Origin of the sequence: Microbispora siamensis, assembly GCF_016863095.1 — a bacterium.
Lineage (GTDB): Bacteria > Actinomycetota > Actinomycetes > Streptosporangiales > Streptosporangiaceae > Microbispora > Microbispora siamensis.
Map to the genome: position 1 here is coordinate 145,504 of NZ_BOOF01000031.1, position 19,266 is coordinate 164,769.

Consider the following 19,266-nt stretch of genomic DNA (forward strand, 5'->3'; position numbering starts at 1 on the left):
CATTACGCCCGGCCGCTTGCAGACGGCTTGCCGAGAATTGCCACGAGGTCGCCGAGGAAGGCCACGACTCCGTCGGGGCCGTCCACCACCACGTCGGCGCGCTCCGCCAGGGCGGTCACCTCCGTGGACCCGCTGCACACCCGTACGCCGGGGATCCCGGCCGACTCGACCGCATCGAAGGCGGCGAGGTCCCCCAGGTCGTCGCCGACGAACATGACCGAGCGGGCGTCCCGCTCGGCGAGGAAGGCCGACAGGGCCCGTCCCTTGTCCATTCCGGCAGGCCGCAGCTCCAGCACCATGCGGCCCGGCTCGACCGCCAGCCCGGCCTCCTCGGCCAGCGCCGCGACCGGCCCGCGCAGCGCCTCCAGCGCCCCCGCGGGGTCGGCGCACCGCCGGGTGTGCACGGCGACGGCCCGGTCCTTGTCCTCGATCCACGCGCCGTCGAGGCCTCCCACCAGCTCGGGCAGCCGGGCGCGGACCAGGTCGAGCCCCGGCGGCGGGGGCGGAGCCGTCAGCCGGTTGTCCTCCCAGCGTTCCAGCCCGTAGTGGCCGAGGATCACCAGGCCGGGCACGTCGGCGAGGGACGGCCCGCCGGGGACCTCGCCGAGGGCGAGCGCCGTACGCGGCGGGCGGCCGGTGACGATCACGACGGCGCGCACCAGCGGGGCGAGCGCGGCCAGCACGCCGGGCACGCCGGGATGCACCCGGGCGGCGGCGGGGTCGGGCACGATCGGGGAGAGCGTGCCGTCGTAGTCGAGCCCGATCACGGCGCCGGCCGGATCGGCGACGATCGCGTCGAGTCCTGCGTGCGCGGGCAGGGTCATGGCCTCACTCCGAAGGGGGTCACGTGCGTACGCCTCGACGGCCTCATGCCCCGGGAGCGGGGCTCATGCGTGGAAGGGGAGAAACCAATGGGAATCAGGAGTTCAGTCCGAAACGGCGGGCCGAGCGGTCGCGCCGCCGGCCGGCTCTCATCCGGCGCAGCCGCTTGACGAGCATGGGGTCGTGCTCGAGCGCCTCGGGCCGATCGATCAGCTCCCCGAGTAACTGGTAATACCGGGTCGCCGAGATGCCGAAGGCCTCCCTGATCGCCTGTTCCTTGGCGCCCGCGTAACGCCACCACTGGCGCTCGAACGCGAGCATCTCGCGGTCGCGGTCCGAGAGGTCGAGCCCGTCGCCGCCGGCCGGTTCGGTGTCCATCCGCTCCTCCTCGATCGGCTCGCGAGCCCGTCCCATGGTAATGCCAAGCCCGCGAGACGAACCCGGGGTGTTCAGGCCGGGCAGGACGGACGTAATGTCACGTGGTGTGAGCTCTGTAATCACGCTTCTGACCGACTACGGGCTGGAGGACGGGTTCGTCGCCGCGTGCCACGGCGTGATCGCGGGCATCGCTCCGCAGGCTCGGATCATCGACGTGGGTCATCTCGTTCCCGCCGGGGACGTACGGCGCGGCGCGGCCATCCTCGCGCAGACCCTGCCCTACCTGCCGGCCGGCGTCCATCTCGCGGTCGTCGATCCCGCCGTGGGCGTGAACCGGCGCGCGGTCGCCGTGGAGGCGGGGGGACGGGTGTTCCTCGGCCCGGACAACGGCATCCTGTCGTGGGCCGTCCGCGCCGCGGGAGGCGCCGAGGCGGCCTACGAGATGACGAACAAGGACCTGTTCCTGGCTAGCGTCTCACCGACCTTCCCGGGACGGGACCTGTTCGCCCCGGTGGCCGCCCACCTGTGCACCGGACGCGCGGTCGCCGACGTGGGGCCGCCGATGCCCGTGGAGCGCCTGGTGACCCTGCCCGCGCCGACCTGCCGGTTGCGGGACGGCGCGGCCGAGGGCGAGGTGCTGTCGGTGGACAGGCACGGCAACGTCCAGTTGTCGATCACCGCCTCCGACCTGGCCGAGCTCGGCGTACGGCTCGGCGACACCGTCGCCGTTTGGCTCGGGCGCCGCCAGATCGCCGTGCCGTTCCGGGAGACGTTCACCGCCGTGCCGCCCGGCGACCTGGTGGCGTTCGCCGACTCCGCCGGCCTGGTCGCGATGGCGATCAACGCCGGGGACGCCGCCAACAGCCTGGGTCTGCCCCCGGGCGCGCACGTACGGCTGTCGCCCGGGCGCTGACCCGGCCGGTTGGTTCTACTGGGCGTTCACCACGTCGCGGGCCTCCGCGAAGTGGCAGGCGCTGGGGTGGCCGCTGCCCGGGCGCGCCTCCAGCGCGGGCGTCTGCTCGGCGCAGATGTCCTGCGCCTTCCAGCACCGCGTGCGGAAGTGGCAGCCCGAGGGCGGGTTGGCCGGCGAGGGCGGGTCGCCCTGCAGGATGATCCGCTGGCGGGTCTCCCGGCCCTCGGGGTCGGGCACCGGGACGGCCGACAGCAGCGCCTGGGTGTACGGGTGCGTCGGGCTGTCGTAGATCTCGGCGTCGCTGCCCAGCTCGACGATCTTGCCGAGGTACATCACCGCGACCCGGTCGGAGATGTGGCGGACCACCGACAGGTCGTGCGCGATGAAGATGTAGGCGAGGTCGAACTCGTTCTGCAGCCGCTCCAGCAGGTTCATGACCTGGGCCTGGATCGACACGTCGAGCGCGGAGACCGGCTCGTCGCAGATGATGATCTCAGGCTGGAGCGCCAGGCCGCGGGCGATGCCGATGCGCTGGCGCTGGCCGCCGGAGAACTGGTGCGGGTAGCGGTTGATGTGGTCGGGGTTGAGGCCGACCACCTCGAGCAGTTCCTGCACCCGGCGCCGCCGGCCGCCCTTCGGCACGACGTCCGAGTGGATCTCGAACGGCTCCCCCACGATGTCGCCGACGGTCATCCGCGGGTTCAGCGAGGTGTAGGGGTCCTGCATCACCATCTGGATGTTGCGGCGCATCCGCTTGAGCTCGGCGCCCCTGGCCGTGGTGATGTCCCTGCCGTGGACGCGCACGGAGCCCGACGTGGGCCGCTCCAGCGCCATCAGCAGCTTGGCCAGGGTGGACTTGCCACAGCCCGACTCGCCGACGATCCCGAGCGTCTCACCCCGGTGCAGGTCGAAGGAGACCCCGTCGACGGCCTTGATCGCGCCGATCTGCCGCTTGACGACGATGCCCTGGGTGAGCGGGAAGTGCTTGACCAGGTCGCGGACTTCGAGGATCGACTCAGTGTTCGCCTTCATCGATGACCTCCCTCCAGTAGTGGCAGGCGCTGCCGCGGGTGCCACTGATCGTGTACAGCGGGGGCACGTCGGTCACGCAGTTGTCCCGCCGGTACGGGCACCGCGGGTGGAAGGCGCAGCCCGTCGGCATCTCCAGCAGGTTGGGCGGCAGGCCCTTGATCGCGTAGAGCTCCTGGCCCTTGTGGTCCACCCGGGGGATCGACTCCAGCAGCCCCTTGGAGTAGGGGTGGGCCGGGTTCTTGTACAGGTCGTGCACCGGGGCGTTCTCGACGATGCGCCCGCCGTACATGACCGCGATCTTGTCCGCGACGTCGGCGACGACGCCGAGGTCGTGGGTGATCAGGATCAGGCCCATGTTGCTGTCGCGCTGCAGTTCCGCGAGCAGGCCCATGATCTGGGCCTGGACGGTCACGTCGAGCGCGGTGGTCGGCTCGTCCGCGATCAGGATCTCCGGGTCGAGCGCGATCGCCATGGCGATCATGATGCGCTGCCGCATGCCGCCGGAGAACTGGTGCGGGAAGTCGTTGACCCGGTCCTTGGCCGCCGGGATCCTGACCCGGTCCATCAGCTCGACGGCCTTCTTCTTGGCCTCGGCCCGCGACGTGCCGCGGTGCATGCGGAACATCTCGGCGATCTGCCAGCCGACCGGGAAGACCGGGTTCAGCGCGGACAGCGCGTCCTGGAAGACCATGGAGATGCCCTCCCCGCGGACCCTCCTGCGCTGGTCCTCGGGGAGCTTGAGCAGGTCGACGCCCCGGAAGCGGATCTCGCCCCCGGTGATCTTCCCCGGGGGCATGTCGAGGATGCCCATGATGGTCTGGGCGGTGACGCTCTTGCCCGAGCCCGACTCGCCCAGCACGGCGAGCGTCTCGCCGGCGTCCACGCTGTAGGTCACGCCGTTGACGGCCTTGGCCACGCCCGCCCGGGTGCGGAACTCGACGTGGAGGTCGTCCACCTCCAGCAGGGCGCCGCTGTGGGAGCCTCTGCCCACCTGCTCGGAAAGCACTTCCGTCACTCGCTGTGCCTCCTCATCGAAGCTTCGGGTCGAGGGCGTCGCGTACGGCTTCGCCGAGCATGACGAAGGTCAGCACGCACAGGGACAGGAACGCGGCCGGGAAGAACATGGCGTGCGGCGCGGTCCTGATGTACGAGGCGTGGTCGGCGATCGCGATGCCCCAGGAGATGACCGGCGAACGCAGGCCGATACCGAGCAGCGACAACGTGGCCTCGGCGCCGATGTAGCTGCCGATCGTGATCGTCGCGTACACGAGGATCGGCGCCAGCGAGTTCGGCAGGAGGTGCCTGAAGATGATCCGCAGCGGTCCGGCTCCGAGCGCCCTGGCGGCCTGCACGTAGTCCTGGTGCTTGGCCTGGATGACGGCCGAGCGGGCGATGCGCATCAGGATCGGCCAGCCCAGCAGGGCGAGCACGACGATGACGACCGCCATGATCGTCGCCTTGCCGGGGTTCGACTGGGCCGGCGCGATGGTGCCGAGGATGATGATCGCGCCCAGCACGTACGGCAGGCCGAGGAACATCTCGCCGACGCGGGAGATGATCGCGTCGAGCCAGCGCCCGAAGTAGGCCGCCAGCACGCCCGTCAGGCCGCCGAGCAGGACGGTGGCCAGCGTGGCCAGCACACCCACGATGATCGAGGTGCGGGCGCCGTACACCGCACGGGCGTAGACGTCGCGCCCCTGAAGGTCGTAGCCGAACCACGCGTCCGAGCTCGGCAGCTCCATGCTCTTGGCGAGCGTGGCGTACTCCGGGTCCTTGTGCGTGAACAGCGACGGGAAGGCCGCCATCAGGAGGAACACGACCAGCATCACGAGCGAGATCCAGAAGATCTTGCGCCGCTTCAGGATGTCCCACGTGTCGCGCCAGAGGCTGCGCTGGCTGTCCCGGACCGCGACCGGGCTCGCCGTCGGCTCGTCCGCGCCCTTGATCAGATCTTGCGTCGCGGTCGGGTCACTCATAGCGGATCCTCGGGTCGAGCACGCCGTAGAGGAGGTCGACGAGCAGGTTGGAGAGCAGGTACACGAGCACGAGCAGCGTGGCCACGGGGACCACGATCGTGTAGTCCTGGCCGTTGATGGCCCGCCACAGCAGGCCGCCGATGCCGTGGATGTTGAAGATGCCCTCGGTGATGATGGCGCCGGACATCAGCGAGCCGACCTCGGTGCCGAGGAACGTCAGCACCGGGATGAGCGAGTTGCGCAGCAGGTGGATCCCGACCACCCGCCGGTTGGTCAGGCCCTTGGCCACGGCCGTACGCACGTAGTCGGCGCGCAGGTTCTCCACGATGCTCGTACGGGTGAGCCGCGCGGTGAACGCCATGTTGAGGCTGGCCAGCACCAGCGCCGGGACGATCAGCTCGGGGATCGTCGCCTCGTCCGTCACGGTCGGCTCGATCACGTGGAACTGGACACCGAGGATCCACTGCAGCAGATAACCGGTGACGAAGATGGGCAGCGACAGCAGGAACAGCGTGGAGATCGTCACCACGTTGTCGAGGAAGCCGCCGCGCTTGAGCCCCGACAGCACGCCGGCGCCGATTCCGATGATCGCCTCGAAGAGCACCGCCATCAGCGCGAGCCTGATGGTGATCGGCCAGGCGTCGCCGAGCTGGGTCGCGACGGACACGCCGTTGAAGTCGGTGCCCAGGTTCCCGGTGAGCAGGTTCTTCAGGAAGCTCCAGTACTGCACCAGGATGGGCTGGTCCAGCCCGAACTGCTCGCGCATGGCCGTGACATAGCTGTCCGGACAGGGCCGCTGGCCGCATCTCCCGGCGAACGGGTCACCCGGGAGCTGCCAGACCATGTAGTTGATGATGAAGGTCGTGCCCAGCACGACAGGCACGAGTTGCAGCAGGCGCCGGATCGCGTATCGGCCCATGCGCACCTCCGATCTGACGCTAAAGGTCGTACATGCGCCCCCCGTGGGTCAACACGGGGGATCGCGAATGGACAGCCCACGAGGCCGGCCCCGGTGGGGAACCGGCCTCGGGGGGTTCACCTACGAGCTGTCCCTACGCTTCCTTGATCGCGATCGACAGCGGGTCGAGCACGCCGAAGGGGGTGACCTTCACGCCGGTCACCCACTTGGAGGTGCCGGCCTGCAGACCGTACGACCACAGCGGAATCGCGGGCATGTCCTGCTGCAGCATAGCCTCGGCCTGCTGGTAGAGGGCGTTGGCCTGGGCCGGGTCGGTGGCGGTGTCGGCCTCGTGGAGCTTCTTGTCGAGCTCCTTGTTGCTGTAGAGACCGTCGTTGGAGGAGGCGCCGGTCTTGTACAGCGGGTTCAGGAAGTTCTCGATGTGCGGGTAGTCCATCTGCCAGCCGGTGCGGAACGCGCCCTTGATCTTGTGCTGGGTGATGGTGTCACGCAGCTCGGCGAAGGTGGGCATGTCCTTGTGCACGAACTTCACGCCGGCGTCGGCACCGAAGGCCTGGTTGATGCTGTTGACCGTGGCCTCGATCCACTCCTTGTGAGTGCCGTCGGCGTTGGACCAGATCGGGAACTCGGCCGGCGGGGTGTAGCCCTCGGACTTGGCCTTGGCGAGGTACTCCTTGGCCTTGGCGGGGTTGTAGGTGCACAGGTCGCCGCAGGCGCCGTCCTTGAAGCCCTCGACGATCGGGGAGACCCAGCCGTTGATGGGCACGCGGCCCTTGTTGAAGATCTTGTCGGTGATCGTCTTCCGGTCGATCGCGTACGACACGGCCTTGCGGAAGTCCGCGTTGCCGCCGAACTCCTTGTCGTACAGCGGGAAGGTGATCGTCTGGATGACGCCCTGCTGGCCGTCGATCGCGCGGTCGCCGAGGTCGGTCTTCCACTTGTCGCCGGCGAGGGCCGACGGCGGGATCAGCTCGGTGAAGTCGAGGTTGTTGGAGACCAGGTCCGCGTACGCCGCGTTGTCGTCCTTGTACATCTTGTAGACGATCTTCTTGACCTTGGGCTTCTCCGGCCCGGGGTAGTCGGGGTTCGCCTCGACGATGATCTGCGAGTTGTGGTCCCACTGCACGAACTTGAAAGGACCGTTGGTGACCGGCTTCTGCGCGAAGCCCTTCGGGTCCTTGAAGAAGGCGTCGGGAAGCGCCGCGAAGCTCGTGTAGCCGAGCTTGGTGCGGAACACGGCGACGGGCGCGGTCAGCGTCACCTTGAAGGTGAGGTCGTCGACGACCTCCAGGCCCTCCAGCTTGTCGGTCTCCGGCTTCGGAGCCTCCTTCGGCCCGTCGGGGCCGTCGGGGTCGGCGGTGTTGACCTTGTCGAAGCCCACGATGTCGCCGAACCAGAAGCTGCCGAGCTGGGCGTTCGGCGAGTAGGCGGTGTAGTTCCAGGCGTCGACGTAGTTCTTCGCGGTGACCGGCGTGCCGTCGGTCCACTTCAGACCGGGCTTGAGCTTGATCGTCCACACCTTGTTGTCGGTGGTCTCGATCGACTCCGCCTGGTCGAGCTCGGGAGCGGCCGTGTCCGAGTTGTACTTGACGAGGCGGCTGTACACGAACTCGTTGATCGTGCCACCACAGGTCTCGTTGATGTTTCCGGGGACGAAGCCGGTCTGCGGCTCACAACCACGGATGTAGACGGTCCCCGTGGCGGCCCGGGGGTTGTCCCCGCCGCCGCTACTGGAGCCGCCGCCCCCGCCGCACGCGGCGACGCCGAGCGCAAGCAGCGCGGTGCCGGTGGCGATCTTTGCGCCCTTAGTCACGCGCATAGTGGATTGGTCCTCCCTCTAAGGATGGGCGTTCGCGCTGGTTGGCACCCGGTTTGCCGGGCATCGTCAAACCAGCTGACGTCCTGCCAGTCGTCCGGAGCATCCCTTACCGGACGCACCAGAGGAGTCTCCGGCACGTTGCAGTTCGGTCACACGTGCGTCAGTCGGGCGTCACACACATTCCTGTGAGCCCAACCTTAAATGCCCAGCACGGCATCAAACTCCCCTTTAGAGTACATATACCGACAGGCGGCGAGTCCTTTGGCCAAGGGTGAGGGCGACACCCGCGCCCCGGTCCCCGGATCAGGATGTCCTGGGCTACCTTTGACCAGTCGCAGCCACGTTCGGTGCGACAGCCGTCCCACCGACCTCCATCCAATAGAGTCCATGCCATGAGCCAGCCGGAATCCGCGCTCGCGGAGGCCCAGGGTGGCGGCCGAGCCCCGGAGTCGCTGGCCGCGCTCGCCGAGCGTCACGGACTACGACGCGCCATCGCACGCCCCAGCATGCCCGCCTACCTGCGCCAACTGTGGGACCGGCGGCACTTCATCCTCACGTACGCCACCTCGCGCAACGTCTCGAAGTATTCCGAGTCGATGCTCGGGCAGCTCTGGCAGGTGCTGACCCCGCTGCTCAACGCCGCGGTGTACTGGCTGATGTTCGGCGTCATCCTCGGGCAGAGCAAGTCGATCGAGAACTACCCGGCGTTCCTCATCACCGGGGTCATGGTATTCACCTTCACCCAGCGCACGGTGATCAGCGGCGCCAAGTCCATCTCGTCGAACCTCTCCCTCATCCGGGCGCTCCACTTCCCGCGGGGCGCCCTCCCGCTGGCGTACACGATCCAGGAGCTCCAGCAGCTCGGCTACTCCATGGCCGTGCTCGTCCTCCTGGTGCTCGTCACCGGGGAGCCGGTGAGCTGGCTCTGGCTGCTGATCCCCGTCACGCTGCTCATGCAGCTCGTCTTCAACATCGGCATGGGCATGTTCATGGCCCGCCTCGGCGCGTTCATGCGGGACATGAACCAGCTGCTGCCGTTCATCACCCGCACCTGGCTCTACGCCTCCGGCGTCTTCTACGAGATCGACGACCGCACCAAGGACCTGCCGGACTTCCTCCGCTGGGCACTGGAGTTCAACCCCGCCGCCGCCTACATCGAGTTCATGCGCGACCTGCTGATCTACCAGCGGTTCCCCGAGCGCTGGGCGTGGGTTACCTGTCTATTCTGGGCAGTGTTCGCACTGATCGTCGGCTTCTGGTACTTCTGGCGGGCCGAGGAGAGGTACGGCCGTGGCTGAGCTGACCAAGGAGCTGTCGCAGGTGGCGCCCCAAGACTCGAAGACGCAGCACCCCGAGACGCAGAACTCCAACGATGTCGAGGTCGGAACGCCGACCGTCATCGTCGACGACCTCCACATCGTCTACAAGGTGTACGGCTCGGCCGGCGACGCCGAGAAGGGCAACGCGGCCAGCGCGCTGATGCGCATCCTCCGGCGGCAGGGCCGGCCGCAGATGAAGGAGGTCCACGCCGTCAAGGGCGTGAGCTTCGTCGCCCACCACGGCGACGCCATCGGCATCATCGGCCGCAACGGCTCGGGCAAGTCGACGCTGCTGCGCGCGATCGCCGGTCTCCTGCCCCCGCACAAGGGCGCCGTCTACACCAACGGTCAGCCGTCACTCCTCGGCGTCAACGCGGCCCTCATGAAGGAGCTGACGGGCGAGCGCAACATCATCCTCGGCTGCTACGCGATGGGCATGACGCCGAACGAGGTGCGCGAGAAGTACGACGAGATCGTGGACTTCTCCGGCATCGGAGACTTCGTCCAGTTCCCCATGTCGACGTACTCGTCCGGCATGGGCGCCCGGCTGCGCTTCGCCATCTCCTCCGCCAAGACGCACGACGTGCTGCTCATCGACGAGGCCCTCGCCACCGGTGACCGCGAGTTCAAGAAGAAGAGCCAGCAGCGCATCAAGCAGATGCGCGAGTCCGCCGGCACGGTCTTCCTGGTCGCCCACAACCTCGACGTGATCGAGGAGACGTGCAACCGGGTGATCTGGCTGCACAAGGGAAAGATCAGAATGGAAGGCGACCCCCAGGAGGTCCTGGAGGCGTACAACAAGGCCTGAGAGAAACGGAGGGGCGACCGTGCCGACGCCGCCACCGATCCCGTACGACCATCTGCCCGAGGTGCCCGCGCTGACCGTCGAAAGCGACGACGTCCGCGACGGCGAGCGGCTCCCCGAGGCCCACGTGTTCAACGACTGGGGCATGAGCGGGCAGAACGTCTCCCCGCATCTGCGCTGGTCGGGCGCCCCCGAGGGCACCAAGAGCTACGCCGTCACCTGCTTCGACCCGGACGCGCCCACGGGCAGCGGCTTCTGGCACTGGGTGCTGTACGACATCCCGGCCACCGTCACCGAGCTGCCGGCCGGCGCGGGCAACGGCCCCGACTTCAAGGGGCTGCCGGAGGGCGCCAAGCACGCGCGCAACGACTTCAGCACCAAGGAGTACGGCGGAGCGGCGCCACCACCCGGTCACCCGCACCGCTACCTGTTCGCCGTGCACGCCCTGGGCGTGGAGTCCCTCGGTGTGGGCGCCGACACGCCGCCGGCCGTGGTCGGCTTCAACATCACCGCCAACACCCTCGCCCGCGGCTACATCGCACCTGTGTACGAAACCTGATGCGTGAGGGCCGCTCGTTCCACTATGATTCGAACGGAGATTCGACATAGGGGAGGGGCGGATGAGCGACCTGGCGACGGCGATCGACAATCTGGCCGCCGAAGATCCCTCGGAGCTTCCCGTCGGGCTGATCGCCGAGCAGCTCATCGAGCTGCACTGGCAGATGGCCCGCCTGCAGGCCCAGATCGCCAGGCGCACCCACCTGCGCGCCTGTTTCGACTCGCCGAACTCGCCTAACTGAGGGATCGGCTGAGCCCTGCCACGTGCGCCCTGGCGCCTGCCGCCACGGCATGAACGCACGACGACGTGCACATTGTCGCGTGCATCCTTGACACGCGCCAAGGATGCACGCGACAACGGACGGCCGGCACCCCCGAGGGGGCGCCGGCCGCTTTCGTCATCGACGTCTTTCCGATGGTCCTGCCGTACGCGGGACCTCCTGCGCCGGTCGGCATGCCGGCCTCGACGGCGACGGAGGCCTCAGGCGTGGGTCACCTGCCGTACCCACCCTGGCGCGCGGTCGGCGGCGCGACGTCGGCCACCGTGCCCGGGGCGGACGAGACCGCGCTCGACGCGGCGGCGTCGGCCGTGGCCGACGCGGAGGTGGCGAGCTCGGCCGCCGCCCCCGTCGTCGCGGCGGCTCCCTGCGCCGGAGCGTCCGTGGTGTTCCTGACGGTCCTGGTGACCGCGCCGGCGTGGGCGTCGGCCTGGGCGGCGGCCTCGGCGGCCGTCGTCTGGGTGCTGCTCATGGCGCGGTCGGCCGGAGTGTCGCACGGCACCAGCGCCAGCAGGCCGCCCGCGCTGCCGGCGGTCGCCGCGACGGCGCCCTTGAGGCTGAGCAGCGCGTTGAGCCTCGCGGTGACGTTGAGCCCGGCGCGGACCGCGGCACCGACGGTGGCGACGGCCGCGGCCGAGGCGTCCACGGCGGCGGCGGTCTGGCCGGAGACGGCGACGACCGGCTTGCCGACCTGGGCGACGACGCCCGCGGCGACGTTCGCCTTGGCGACGAGAGCCGCGTTGACGTCCGCGACCGCGACCAGGGCGGCCGACAGGTGGGCCTCAAGCCTGGCGACGACGTTGGCGTTGACGGTGACGGCGGCGTCGGCCACGATGTCGGCCGCGATGTCGGCGGCCGCGTTGATCTGCGCGTTGGCCTCGGCGGACAGGCTGGCCGTCACGGTGCCGCAGAGATTGGCGACCGCGACGAGGTCGGCCCTGATGTCAGCGGTCAGGTTCACCGCCACCTCGGCGGCCGCGTCGGCCTGCGCGACGACGCCGCCCGTCGCCCCGGCGACGGCCGTGCCCTGCAGATCGGCCAGAAGCCTCGCCAGCGTCGCGACCCGGTGCTCGGTGCACTTCTGAGCGCACACGTCGGCCTGTGCGGGCGCGGCCAGCATGCCGGCGATGCCGATCGTGACGGCGACGACGGCTGTCCTAACCACTCGTTTCATTGACTTGCCCCCGGTTCATATTCCTTTTCACGAGAGTGGGAATGACGAACCCAAGAACCCCCGTGCGTCGGCGAGCACGCCGACGAAGACGTCGGCATTTCTATCACTGCCGATCACGGCGGAAAGCCCTGCCGACCAGGGGATGCCCGGCGGACAGCCCGCCGGGAAAGTCGGTATATCGAGCACCGGACGACCACTTCGCGGTCACCCCAATCCCGCCTCAGGAGAAAGCGACGGTAAACACGGCGCCCAGGCGTTGCGACAGATCTTTCCGCTCACTTTTAGCGACGCGCCGACGGACCTCGCGACACGGCCGGACCGGGGCCGGCGATGAACCCGCCCTATCGCGACATATCTCGATAAGAGCTACGCTGGCGAGGTGACCTCCCTCACACCGTACGCGGGCGACGATCCCGCACAGCGCGCTTCGGACGCCGACCGCGACCGGATCGCGGCCGTCCTCGGCGAGGCGCTGGCCACCGGCCGTCTGACGAGCGTCGAACACGCCGACAGGCTCGACGCCGCCTACAGCGCCGTGACCATCGGCGACCTCGCTCCCCTGACCAGGGACCTGCCCGAGGCGTCCCACGCACCGGCCGCGCTCTCCACGGAGCGGCACCGGGTCTCCGCCGTGTTCAGCAAGATCATACGGCGCGGGCGCTGGGTCGCCGGGCGGCACACCGAGCTCAGCTCGGTCTTCGGCGCGCTGATCGTGGATCTCAGCGACGCGGTCCTGCCCGGCCGTGAGGTGACGCTGGAGCTGAACTCCTTCTGCGGCAAGCTCATCGTCACCGTCCCGGCCAACGCCAGGGTGGTCGACGAGGGCAGCGCGGTCTTCTCGAAGCGCTCGGTGACCGGAGGGAACGGCGACGGCGAAGGACCGCTGATCCGCGTCACCGGCAACGCGCGCTTCGGCAAGATCGTGGTCTACCGCGGGACCCCTCGCTGACGGCCTACGATGCGGCCATGCAGCCCGCCGGCCGTGCGCTGCCCGTGGCCCTCGACGCCATGGGCGGCGACAACGCGCCCGAGGAGATCGTCGCGGGAGCCGTACAGGCCGTGCGGGAGCGCGGCGTGCCCGTCGTGCTCGTCGGCCATCCCCGCCTGCTCTACCAGGAGCTGGCCCGGCACGACGCGGTCACCGAGATCCCCATCGTGCGCGCCGAGGAGGCGCTGGCGATGGACGAGGGCGCGCTGGCGAGCCTGAGAAGGCCTCGTTCCAGCATCGCCATCGCCTGCCACCTCGTACGCCGCGGCGACGCCTGCGCGGTCGTGTCCGCGGGGTCGACGGCGGGCGTCGTCGCCACCGGCCGGCTGCGGCTGCGAGCCCAGCAGGGGGTCGTACGCCCCGCGATCGCGGTCGGCCTGCCGACCCTGCCCCAGCCGACCGTGCTGCTCGACGCGGGCGCCACGGCCGACGCCAAACCGGAGATGCTGGTGCAGTTCGCCCACCTCGGCGTGGCGTACGCCGAGACGGCGCTCGGCATGCGGCGTCCCCGTGTCGGCCTGCTCACGATCGGCGCCGAGGTGGAGAAGGGCAACAAGCTCGCCAAACGGGCCCACGAACTGCTCGCCGCCACGCCCGGCATCGACTTCACCGGCAACATCGAGGGGCACGACCTGCTCATCCGGAAGGTCGACGTGGTCGTCACCGACGGGTTCACCGGCAACGTGGCGCTCAAGACCGTCGAGGGCACCGTGCGGTACGCCTTCGAGCAGCTCAGGGAGACGCTCGCGGAGAGCCGGATGGCCAGGCTCGGCGGGATGCTGCAGCGGGCCCGGCTCAGGGAGCTGGCCGGCCGGCTCGATCCCGAAGCGCACGGCGGTGCCGTACTGCTCGGCCTCAACGGCACCGTGGTGATCGCACACGGCTCGTCGCGGGCGCGCGGCGTGGCCGCCGCCTGCGAGCTCGCGGCCCGCCTGTCGGCCCAGGGCATCGTGGCGAGGATCGGTGAGCGGATCGCCTCCACCAACAAGTCGCACCGCCGCTGGTGACCGCCGATATGGAACGGCGGGTTGAAGGCGCACGCCGATAAGCTTGGTGCATGACCGACCCGCAGCTCGTGCTCACCGAGCGGGTCCAGCAGGCGCTGGGTTCCGCCTTCGGTCCGGAGCACGCCACCGAAGACCCGCTGATCAGGCCCTCCCAGTTCGCCGACTACCAGGCGAACGTCGCACTCAGCCTGGCCAAGCGGCTCCGATGTGCCCCGCGGGAGGTCGCCCAGGCCATCGCCGATCACCTCGACACGACCGACGTGAGCGTGGAGGTCAGCGGGCCCGGGTTCCTCAACCTGACGCTGCGCGACGGCTGGATCGCCGAGCAGGCCGCGCGGCGGCTGCTCGACGAGCGCATCGGCGTGCCGCAGCCGGCCCCGCAGACCGTGATCGTCGACTACTCCGCGCCGAACGCCGCGAAGGAGATGCACGTCGGCCACCTGCGCACCACGATCGTCGGCGACACCCTCGCGCGCACCCACGAGCACCTGGGCAACCAGGTGATCCGGCAGAACCACCTCGGTGACTGGGGCACGCAGTTCGGCATGCTCATCGAGCACCTCCTCGACATCGGCGAGGAGGAGGCGCTCGGCATGCTGGCCGCCGGCGACGGCAACGCCTTCTACCAGGCGGCGCGGCACAAGTTCGACAACGACTCCGAGTTCCAGCAGCGGTCCCGCCGCAGAGTGCCGCTGCTGCAGGGTGGTGACCCGGAGACCCTGCGTCTGTGGCGCGAGTTCATCGAGTACAGCAACCGCTACTTCCGGAAGGTGTACCGGACACTCGGCGTCACGCTCACCGACGAGGACATCGCGGGCGAGAGCATGTACAACCCCATGCTCCCCGACGTATGCGACGAGCTGGAGCGCACGGGCGTGGCCGAGATCAGCGAGGGCGCGCTGTGCGTGTTCCCGCCCGGCTTCAAGGGCCGCGACGACCAGCCGCTGCCGCTCATCGTCCGCAAGAGCGACGGAGGGTACGGCTACGCCACGACCGACCTCGCCGCGATCCGCTACCGGGTGCGCGACCTGAAGGCCGACCGCATCCTGTACGTCGTGGGCGCCACCCAGTCGCTCCACTTCCAGATGGTCTTCGCCGCGGCGCGGATGGCCGGCTGGCTGCACGACGACGTCAAGGCGGAGCACGTCCAGATCGGCAGCGTGCTCGGCAGCGACGGCAAGATGTTCAAGACCCGCAGCGGCGAGTCGATCAAGCTCACCGACCTGCTGGACGAGGCCGTCGTCCGCGCCGAGGCCGTCATCGCCGACCGCGGGTACGACCCGGAGGCCCGCCGGCAGATCGCGCGCCAGGTCGGCATGGGCGCCGTCAAGTACGCGGACCTGTCGGTCAGCCACGACAGCGAGTACGTGTTCGACTTCGACCGCATGCTCGCCCTCACCGGCAACACCGGGCCGTACCTCCAGTACGCCACCGCCCGCATCCGGTCGATCTTCCGCAACGGCGGGATCGAGCCGGAGTCGATCACCGGCCCGATCACGCTCGGCCACCCGGCCGAGCGGGCGCTCGCGCTGCAGTTGCTCGGCTTCGGCTCGGTCGTCGCCGCCGTCGCCCAGCTGTCCGAGCCGCACCGGCTGTGCAACTACCTGTTCGACCTGGCCCAGGCGTTCACCTCGTTCTACGAGAGCTGCCCGGTCCTCAAGGCCGAGGAGGAGTCCGTACGGCAGTCGCGTCTGGCTCTGTCGGCGCTCACCCTGCGTGTGCTGCTGCGCGGGCTCGACCTGCTCGGCATCGAAGTCCCCGAGCGGATGTGAGCGGGGTGCCGGATTCCGCTTCGGCGGACACGGAGAAAGGTCTTCCCGGCGCCTCCGAGGAGGCCGCAGGCGCCGTCTCCGATGCCCGGGATGGCGTCTGCGCGGCCGGGGTTAACGCCTGTGAGGCTGGGGGTGGCTCCTGTGAGGCTGGGGGTGGCTCCTGTGAGGCTCGGGATGGGGCCTGTGAGGCTGGGGCCGCCGTCCCCGCGCAACCTCCACGGCCGGCCGCTCGTACCGCCGCTCTCCGATGCAGGGCGGCCCGGCCTTCCGGTTTCCGCGGGTCAGGCTCGTCCACGGCGCGCCTCGTCCATGACTGTCGCACCAAGCGTCTAGTCTGGCGCGGTCAAGGGAGTGCCAGCCGACCCCTCGGGGAGCGTTCCGCGTGAGCATGGACCTGACCACGAGTCCGGACCCTGGAAACCTGGCCGAGGCCACAGAGCTGCACCGCTACGCCGAAGCGCTGATCGTCAGCCTGGCGGCGGACGGGACCGCGCCCGACCTGCCGCCGGGGATCACCGACGTGCCGGGCTACTGGCTGGGCCCCGCCGTCGAGGCCCTCGTCCTCATCATGTCCGGCAAGGACGCCCTGGAGCCGCTGGCCCTGGCCAACGAGTTGGACGAGCGGCGCACCGCCCTGTTCCTCTGTCTGGCCCTCGCCGTCTGCGGCCACGGCGACCGGATCCACGCCTCCTGGCTGGGCACCGCCTTCGGCGACCTGTCCGAGGACCGTCCCGTGACGCCCGGCCAGCGGGCGCTGTGGCTCGCCGCCGCCCGCGGGGCGTACGGACCGGTCGGCAAGATCTTCGTACTGCGCAAGCTCGACGCGGTGGACGCGCCGGCCACCGACGACCGGTGGCTGAAGGCCCTCGTGCCCGGTCCGCCGGAGACGTCCGTGCCCGCCTCTCTGGAGGCGTTCCCTGAACTGGCGAAGGTCACCGAGATCGAGCGGTCGCTTCAGGCGTCGGCCACCCTTCGCCGTCTGCGTGAACGCTGCACCGAGATCACCTCCACCCGGCAGGCCGGCGAGGTCACCAAGGTCGTACGCGGCACCGTGTGGGCCGAGGACGAGCCGCTGGCCGTGCTCCGCTCCCTGGCAGGCCACGGTGGCCAGGAAGGGCCGCTGAGCTCGCTCACCGGGCATCTCCTGCAGGACCTGGGTCCCGACGCCGATCCCCACATGGCCGCGCTCGCGCTGCACGTGGCGGCGCCGGCTGTCAGGGCGGCGGCGGAGTCCCTCGTCGAGGTGGTGAGCGAGCCGCCGCCCGACACCCTGGACGTGCCGATCCTCGGCTATCCGATCAAGCTCAGGCCCGAGGGCCCCGACCAGGAGTCGATGGCGGCGGCCGAGCAGCGGCTCGTCACCGAGTGCGTGCCGAAGCGCACCCGGCCCTGGCCCGGATACGTCCTCCTGGTCCTCGCCGTCGTCGTCCTCGCCGCCGGGTTCGTGGTCTCACCGCCGCTCGCCCTCGTCGGCCTGTTGATCGCCGCCGTGGGCGGGCATCTGCTGTGGCGGCACCGCGTCCGGGAGCACTCCGACGTGCGGTACGTCCAGAACCGGGCGGGCAAGCTCGCCGACCTCGCCGACAAGGCCGTCTGGGCCCTGCACGAGTACGCCAGGGAGTCGGAGGAACGCGCCTCCGCCGCCGCCCGGGACCTGGCCGAGGTGTCCACGCTCCTGCGACGGGGCCCACGGGCGGCGTAGGGACGCCTGAGCCGGCGCCCGCAAGCTGATTGCGTAGCGCCGGCTCCGCGGATGACTGTGCCCGCCGACCCAATGGGCGGCGGGCACAGGACTCGGACTCGCACCGGCCGGTTCAGGCGGTGGAGACCTCCACCGTCGCCGGAGTGATCAAAAAGACCTTGTCCGCGATCCGCTCGATACGTCCCTCACAGCCGTAGGCCAAGCCCGCGGCGAAGTCCACCATCCGCGTGGCCTCCGCCGTCGACATGCTCGCCACGTCCATGACCACCGTATGGCCCTCGCGGAAGTGACGGCCGATCGTCAGGGCGTCGTCATACTTCTGCGGGCGGACCATGACAATACGGGCCGGGTCGGTGTTGGGCTGCCAGCGCTTGGCGGCACGCTCGGCCGCCGGCATCCAGTCGTCCTCGTACTCGTCCTCGGCATAGGTCTCGTCGTCGTACTGCTCTGCCCCACCCAGGCCAAGGTAGCTCGCCACCTTGCGCACAGCCCCCATCGGTTCGTCCTTTTCCGGCTTGTCCTTTTCCGGGCTCGTCCCGACACGCGGGACCGTAATCGACGATTCAGCGAACCCCCGCCGACACGCCCGGCCGTTTAAGTGTTGTTGGCTGGATAATGTGGAGGCCGGCCATGTGTGTCTTCATCGTCAATTCCGTAAGCCCTTCCAGGGTAACTCGCGAAGCCGTCTACCCCATGGAACCCTTCGCAAACATTTCTCACAGTCACCTCGAACGACGGCACGCCTTCAGTAGATCACAACGGACGCCACCGATGCCCGGTTCCCGAAATAGGATCTTGCTGGTAGAGCCCGGTACGCCGCCCCGGAGAGACACGAATCAGGGCGGCGGCAATGAAGATCCATTTGCATGCCGAGACGCCCTGATTTCGTATTTCGAAAATATTTTCGACGGCGGCGCGAGTGAATGATCACCGCTCTCCGCGCGCCAGTCCGCGAACGGCAGTGACCCCAATTGAGGGGACCGACCAGGGGAAACTCTTTCCTCGCGGCGCCTCCCGCGGAACCGATATCGAGACCATTTCGACCGGCCCACGGTTTTCGAAGCGGCACCGATCCGCAACCTGCTCGCGTTCCACGAGGGCAGCACGGAGATGCCGGAGAGAGTTGTGAAGCCGGTGATGCCGGACCGCATCTCCGGCCTCGCGGCCGGTAAGAGACACCCGCGACGGCCACGGGCTGGTGACCGGTGCCAGTGCTCGGCGAGCAGGCCGTACAGGGCGTTGTCCGCCACTGTGCGGACGGCCGCGGCCGAGAACGGTAGGCACGAGTTGCCCGGGCTCTCTCAGGCAGGCAGCGGCGCACCCACAGCCGTGATCTCTCCAGAAGCACCCGCCGATTCTCTCGCGCGTACAGTCGACCGGTCGATGGCCCCCACCCCTGAATTTCGGGGGCTCGACACGGCGTGTCGGCTCACGGCGTCTGCGTGGACGTAGAAAAGCCGAAGAATCCCCAGCCGCCCGACGGAGGACGGGACGGGGCCGGGACGGGACGGGGGCTGAGGCGGGGCAAAGCTACGGGCGCAGGAAGGCTGGCATCCGCTTGCCGACCCCGGGCATGCCCACGGCTGTCGGTTCCGGCATCTCGCAGCCGCCGCAGTGGAGTGGGACGTCGCTTGGGCGGGACATCACGTGGGTCGGGACATCACGTGGGTTGGGACATCACGTGGGTTGGGACGTCACTGGGTTAGGACGCCGCTTGGGTTGAGGCGCCACTTGGGTTGAGGCGCCACTTGGGTTGAGGCGCCACTTGGGGTGGGACGTCGCTTGGGCGGGACATCACGTGGGG

General features: G+C 69.4%; 18 protein-coding genes. 9 read left to right on the forward strand and 9 right to left on the reverse strand.

From position 1 onward, the window contains the following. Positions 1-2 precede the first annotated feature (2 nt). Together otsB and Msi02_RS25985 are read right to left on the reverse strand one after the other, a co-directional pair. Complete coding sequence (gene otsB, locus Msi02_RS25980; protein WP_204050671.1) at positions 3-824, reverse strand: trehalose-phosphatase; 822 nt, start codon at positions 822-824, stop codon at positions 3-5. A 94-nt stretch (positions 825-918) separates the two neighbouring features. Further along, the gene (locus tag Msi02_RS25985; RefSeq protein ID WP_079319307.1) at positions 919-1,200 is read right to left on the reverse strand and encodes a DUF3263 domain-containing protein; all 282 of its coding nucleotides are present in this window, start codon (positions 1,198-1,200) and stop codon (positions 919-921) included. 106 nt (positions 1,201-1,306) lie between these two features. Between Msi02_RS25985 and Msi02_RS25990 the strand changes: the two genes are divergently transcribed. Next, positions 1,307-2,113, forward strand: coding sequence for an SAM hydrolase/SAM-dependent halogenase family protein (locus tag Msi02_RS25990; protein ID WP_239108711.1), 807 nt, complete (start codon positions 1,307-1,309; stop codon positions 2,111-2,113). A gap of 15 nt (positions 2,114-2,128) precedes the next feature. Here the strand turns inward: Msi02_RS25990 and Msi02_RS25995 are convergent, their stop codons facing one another. The 5 genes from Msi02_RS25995 to Msi02_RS26015 form a co-directional block, all read right to left on the reverse strand. Continuing rightward, positions 2,129-3,145: an ABC transporter ATP-binding protein gene (locus tag Msi02_RS25995; RefSeq protein WP_079319290.1), complete on the reverse strand. Its 1,017-nt coding sequence runs from the start codon at positions 3,143-3,145 to the stop codon at positions 2,129-2,131. Then, positions 3,129-4,160, reverse strand: a complete 1,032-nt coding sequence (locus tag Msi02_RS26000; RefSeq protein ID WP_204050673.1) for an ABC transporter ATP-binding protein — start codon at positions 4,158-4,160, stop codon at positions 3,129-3,131. The genes Msi02_RS25995 and Msi02_RS26000 overlap by 17 nt, the downstream gene beginning before the upstream one ends. Positions 4,161-4,173: 13 nt before the next feature. Continuing rightward, a complete protein-coding gene (locus tag Msi02_RS26005) occupies positions 4,174-5,121 on the reverse strand; it encodes an ABC transporter permease (RefSeq protein WP_079319289.1) in 948 nt (315 codons plus the stop codon). Continuing rightward, positions 5,114-6,040, reverse strand: a complete 927-nt coding sequence (locus tag Msi02_RS26010) for an ABC transporter permease (RefSeq protein ID WP_204050674.1) — start codon at positions 6,038-6,040, stop codon at positions 5,114-5,116. The genes Msi02_RS26005 and Msi02_RS26010 overlap by 8 nt, the downstream gene beginning before the upstream one ends. A gap of 133 nt (positions 6,041-6,173) precedes the next feature. Continuing rightward, on the reverse strand, positions 6,174-7,853 hold the full coding sequence (locus Msi02_RS26015) for a peptide ABC transporter substrate-binding protein (protein ID WP_204050675.1): 1,680 nt from the start codon (positions 7,851-7,853) through the stop codon (positions 6,174-6,176). Between the two features lie 398 nt (positions 7,854-8,251). On the opposite strand from Msi02_RS26015, the gene Msi02_RS26020 reads away from it, so the two are divergent. From Msi02_RS26020 to Msi02_RS26035, 4 genes are all read left to right on the forward strand, one after another. Then, positions 8,252-9,157, forward strand: a complete 906-nt coding sequence (locus tag Msi02_RS26020; RefSeq protein ID WP_204050676.1) for an ABC transporter permease — start codon at positions 8,252-8,254, stop codon at positions 9,155-9,157. A gap of 100 nt (positions 9,158-9,257) precedes the next feature. Next, positions 9,258-9,986 carry an ABC transporter ATP-binding protein gene (locus Msi02_RS26025; protein WP_239108713.1) on the forward strand — a complete coding sequence of 243 codons (729 nt, stop codon included), beginning with the start codon at positions 9,258-9,260 and terminating at the stop codon, positions 9,984-9,986. Positions 9,987-10,005: 19 nt separating this feature from the next. After that, a complete protein-coding gene (locus Msi02_RS26030; protein ID WP_204050677.1) occupies positions 10,006-10,542 on the forward strand; it encodes a YbhB/YbcL family Raf kinase inhibitor-like protein in 537 nt (178 codons plus the stop codon). A gap of 61 nt (positions 10,543-10,603) precedes the next feature. After that, positions 10,604-10,783, forward strand: coding sequence for a hypothetical protein (locus Msi02_RS26035; RefSeq protein ID WP_079319283.1), 180 nt, complete (start codon positions 10,604-10,606; stop codon positions 10,781-10,783). Positions 10,784-11,033: 250 nt separating this feature from the next. On the opposite strand, the gene Msi02_RS26040 is transcribed toward Msi02_RS26035, so the two are convergent. After that, the gene (locus Msi02_RS26040; RefSeq protein ID WP_204050678.1) at positions 11,034-11,984 is read right to left on the reverse strand and encodes a hypothetical protein; all 951 of its coding nucleotides are present in this window, start codon (positions 11,982-11,984) and stop codon (positions 11,034-11,036) included. 388 nt (positions 11,985-12,372) lie between these two features. Between Msi02_RS26040 and Msi02_RS26045 the strand changes: the two genes are divergently transcribed. The 4 genes from Msi02_RS26045 (at position 12,373) to Msi02_RS26060 (ending at position 17,462) form a co-directional block, all read left to right on the forward strand. Beyond that, positions 12,373-12,942, forward strand: coding sequence for a DUF1707 SHOCT-like domain-containing protein (locus Msi02_RS26045; protein ID WP_204050679.1), 570 nt, complete (start codon positions 12,373-12,375; stop codon positions 12,940-12,942). Positions 12,943-12,959: 17 nt separating this feature from the next. Further along, the gene (gene plsX / locus Msi02_RS26050) at positions 12,960-13,988 is read left to right on the forward strand and encodes a phosphate acyltransferase PlsX (protein ID WP_239108712.1); all 1,029 of its coding nucleotides are present in this window, start codon (positions 12,960-12,962) and stop codon (positions 13,986-13,988) included. Between the two features lie 50 nt (positions 13,989-14,038). Further along, positions 14,039-15,760 (forward strand): arginine--tRNA ligase, encoded by a 1,722-nt coding sequence (gene argS, locus Msi02_RS26055; RefSeq protein ID WP_204050680.1) that lies wholly within the window; start codon positions 14,039-14,041, stop codon positions 15,758-15,760. 388 nt (positions 15,761-16,148) lie between these two features. Further along, entirely contained in the window at positions 16,149-17,462 is a 1,314-nt protein-coding gene (locus Msi02_RS26060; RefSeq protein WP_239108714.1) for a hypothetical protein, read from the forward strand. 112 nt (positions 17,463-17,574) lie between these two features. Here the strand turns inward: Msi02_RS26060 and Msi02_RS26065 are convergent, their stop codons facing one another. Next, positions 17,575-17,958 (reverse strand): cell division protein SepF, encoded by a 384-nt coding sequence (locus Msi02_RS26065; protein ID WP_079319278.1) that lies wholly within the window; start codon positions 17,956-17,958, stop codon positions 17,575-17,577. Positions 17,959-19,266: the final 1,308 nt, after the last annotated feature.

Excerpts from the sequence above, each read along its gene's own strand:
- otsB (WP_204050671.1), bottom strand. The coding sequence starts at position 824 with ATGACCCTGCCCGCGCACGCAGGACTCGACGCGATCGTCGCCGATCCG.
- Msi02_RS25985 (WP_079319307.1), bottom strand. The coding sequence starts at position 1,200 with ATGGACACCGAACCGGCCGGCGGCGACGGGCTCGACCTCTCGGACCGC.
- Msi02_RS25995 (WP_079319290.1), bottom strand. The coding sequence starts at position 3,145 with ATGAAGGCGAACACTGAGTCGATCCTCGAAGTCCGCGACCTGGTCAAG.
- Msi02_RS26005 (WP_079319289.1), bottom strand. The coding sequence starts at position 5,121 with ATGAGTGACCCGACCGCGACGCAAGATCTGATCAAGGGCGCGGACGAG.
- Msi02_RS26010 (WP_204050674.1), bottom strand. The coding sequence starts at position 6,040 with ATGGGCCGATACGCGATCCGGCGCCTGCTGCAACTCGTGCCTGTCGTG.
- Msi02_RS26020 (WP_204050676.1), top strand. The coding sequence starts at position 8,252 with ATGAGCCAGCCGGAATCCGCGCTCGCGGAGGCCCAGGGTGGCGGCCGA.
- Msi02_RS26035 (WP_079319283.1), top strand. The coding sequence starts at position 10,604 with ATGAGCGACCTGGCGACGGCGATCGACAATCTGGCCGCCGAAGATCCC.
- plsX (WP_239108712.1), top strand. The coding sequence starts at position 12,960 with ATGCAGCCCGCCGGCCGTGCGCTGCCCGTGGCCCTCGACGCCATGGGC.
- argS (WP_204050680.1), top strand. The coding sequence starts at position 14,039 with ATGACCGACCCGCAGCTCGTGCTCACCGAGCGGGTCCAGCAGGCGCTG.
- Msi02_RS26060 (WP_239108714.1), top strand. The coding sequence starts at position 16,149 with ATGGACCTGACCACGAGTCCGGACCCTGGAAACCTGGCCGAGGCCACA.
- Msi02_RS26065 (WP_079319278.1), bottom strand. The coding sequence starts at position 17,958 with ATGGGGGCTGTGCGCAAGGTGGCGAGCTACCTTGGCCTGGGTGGGGCA.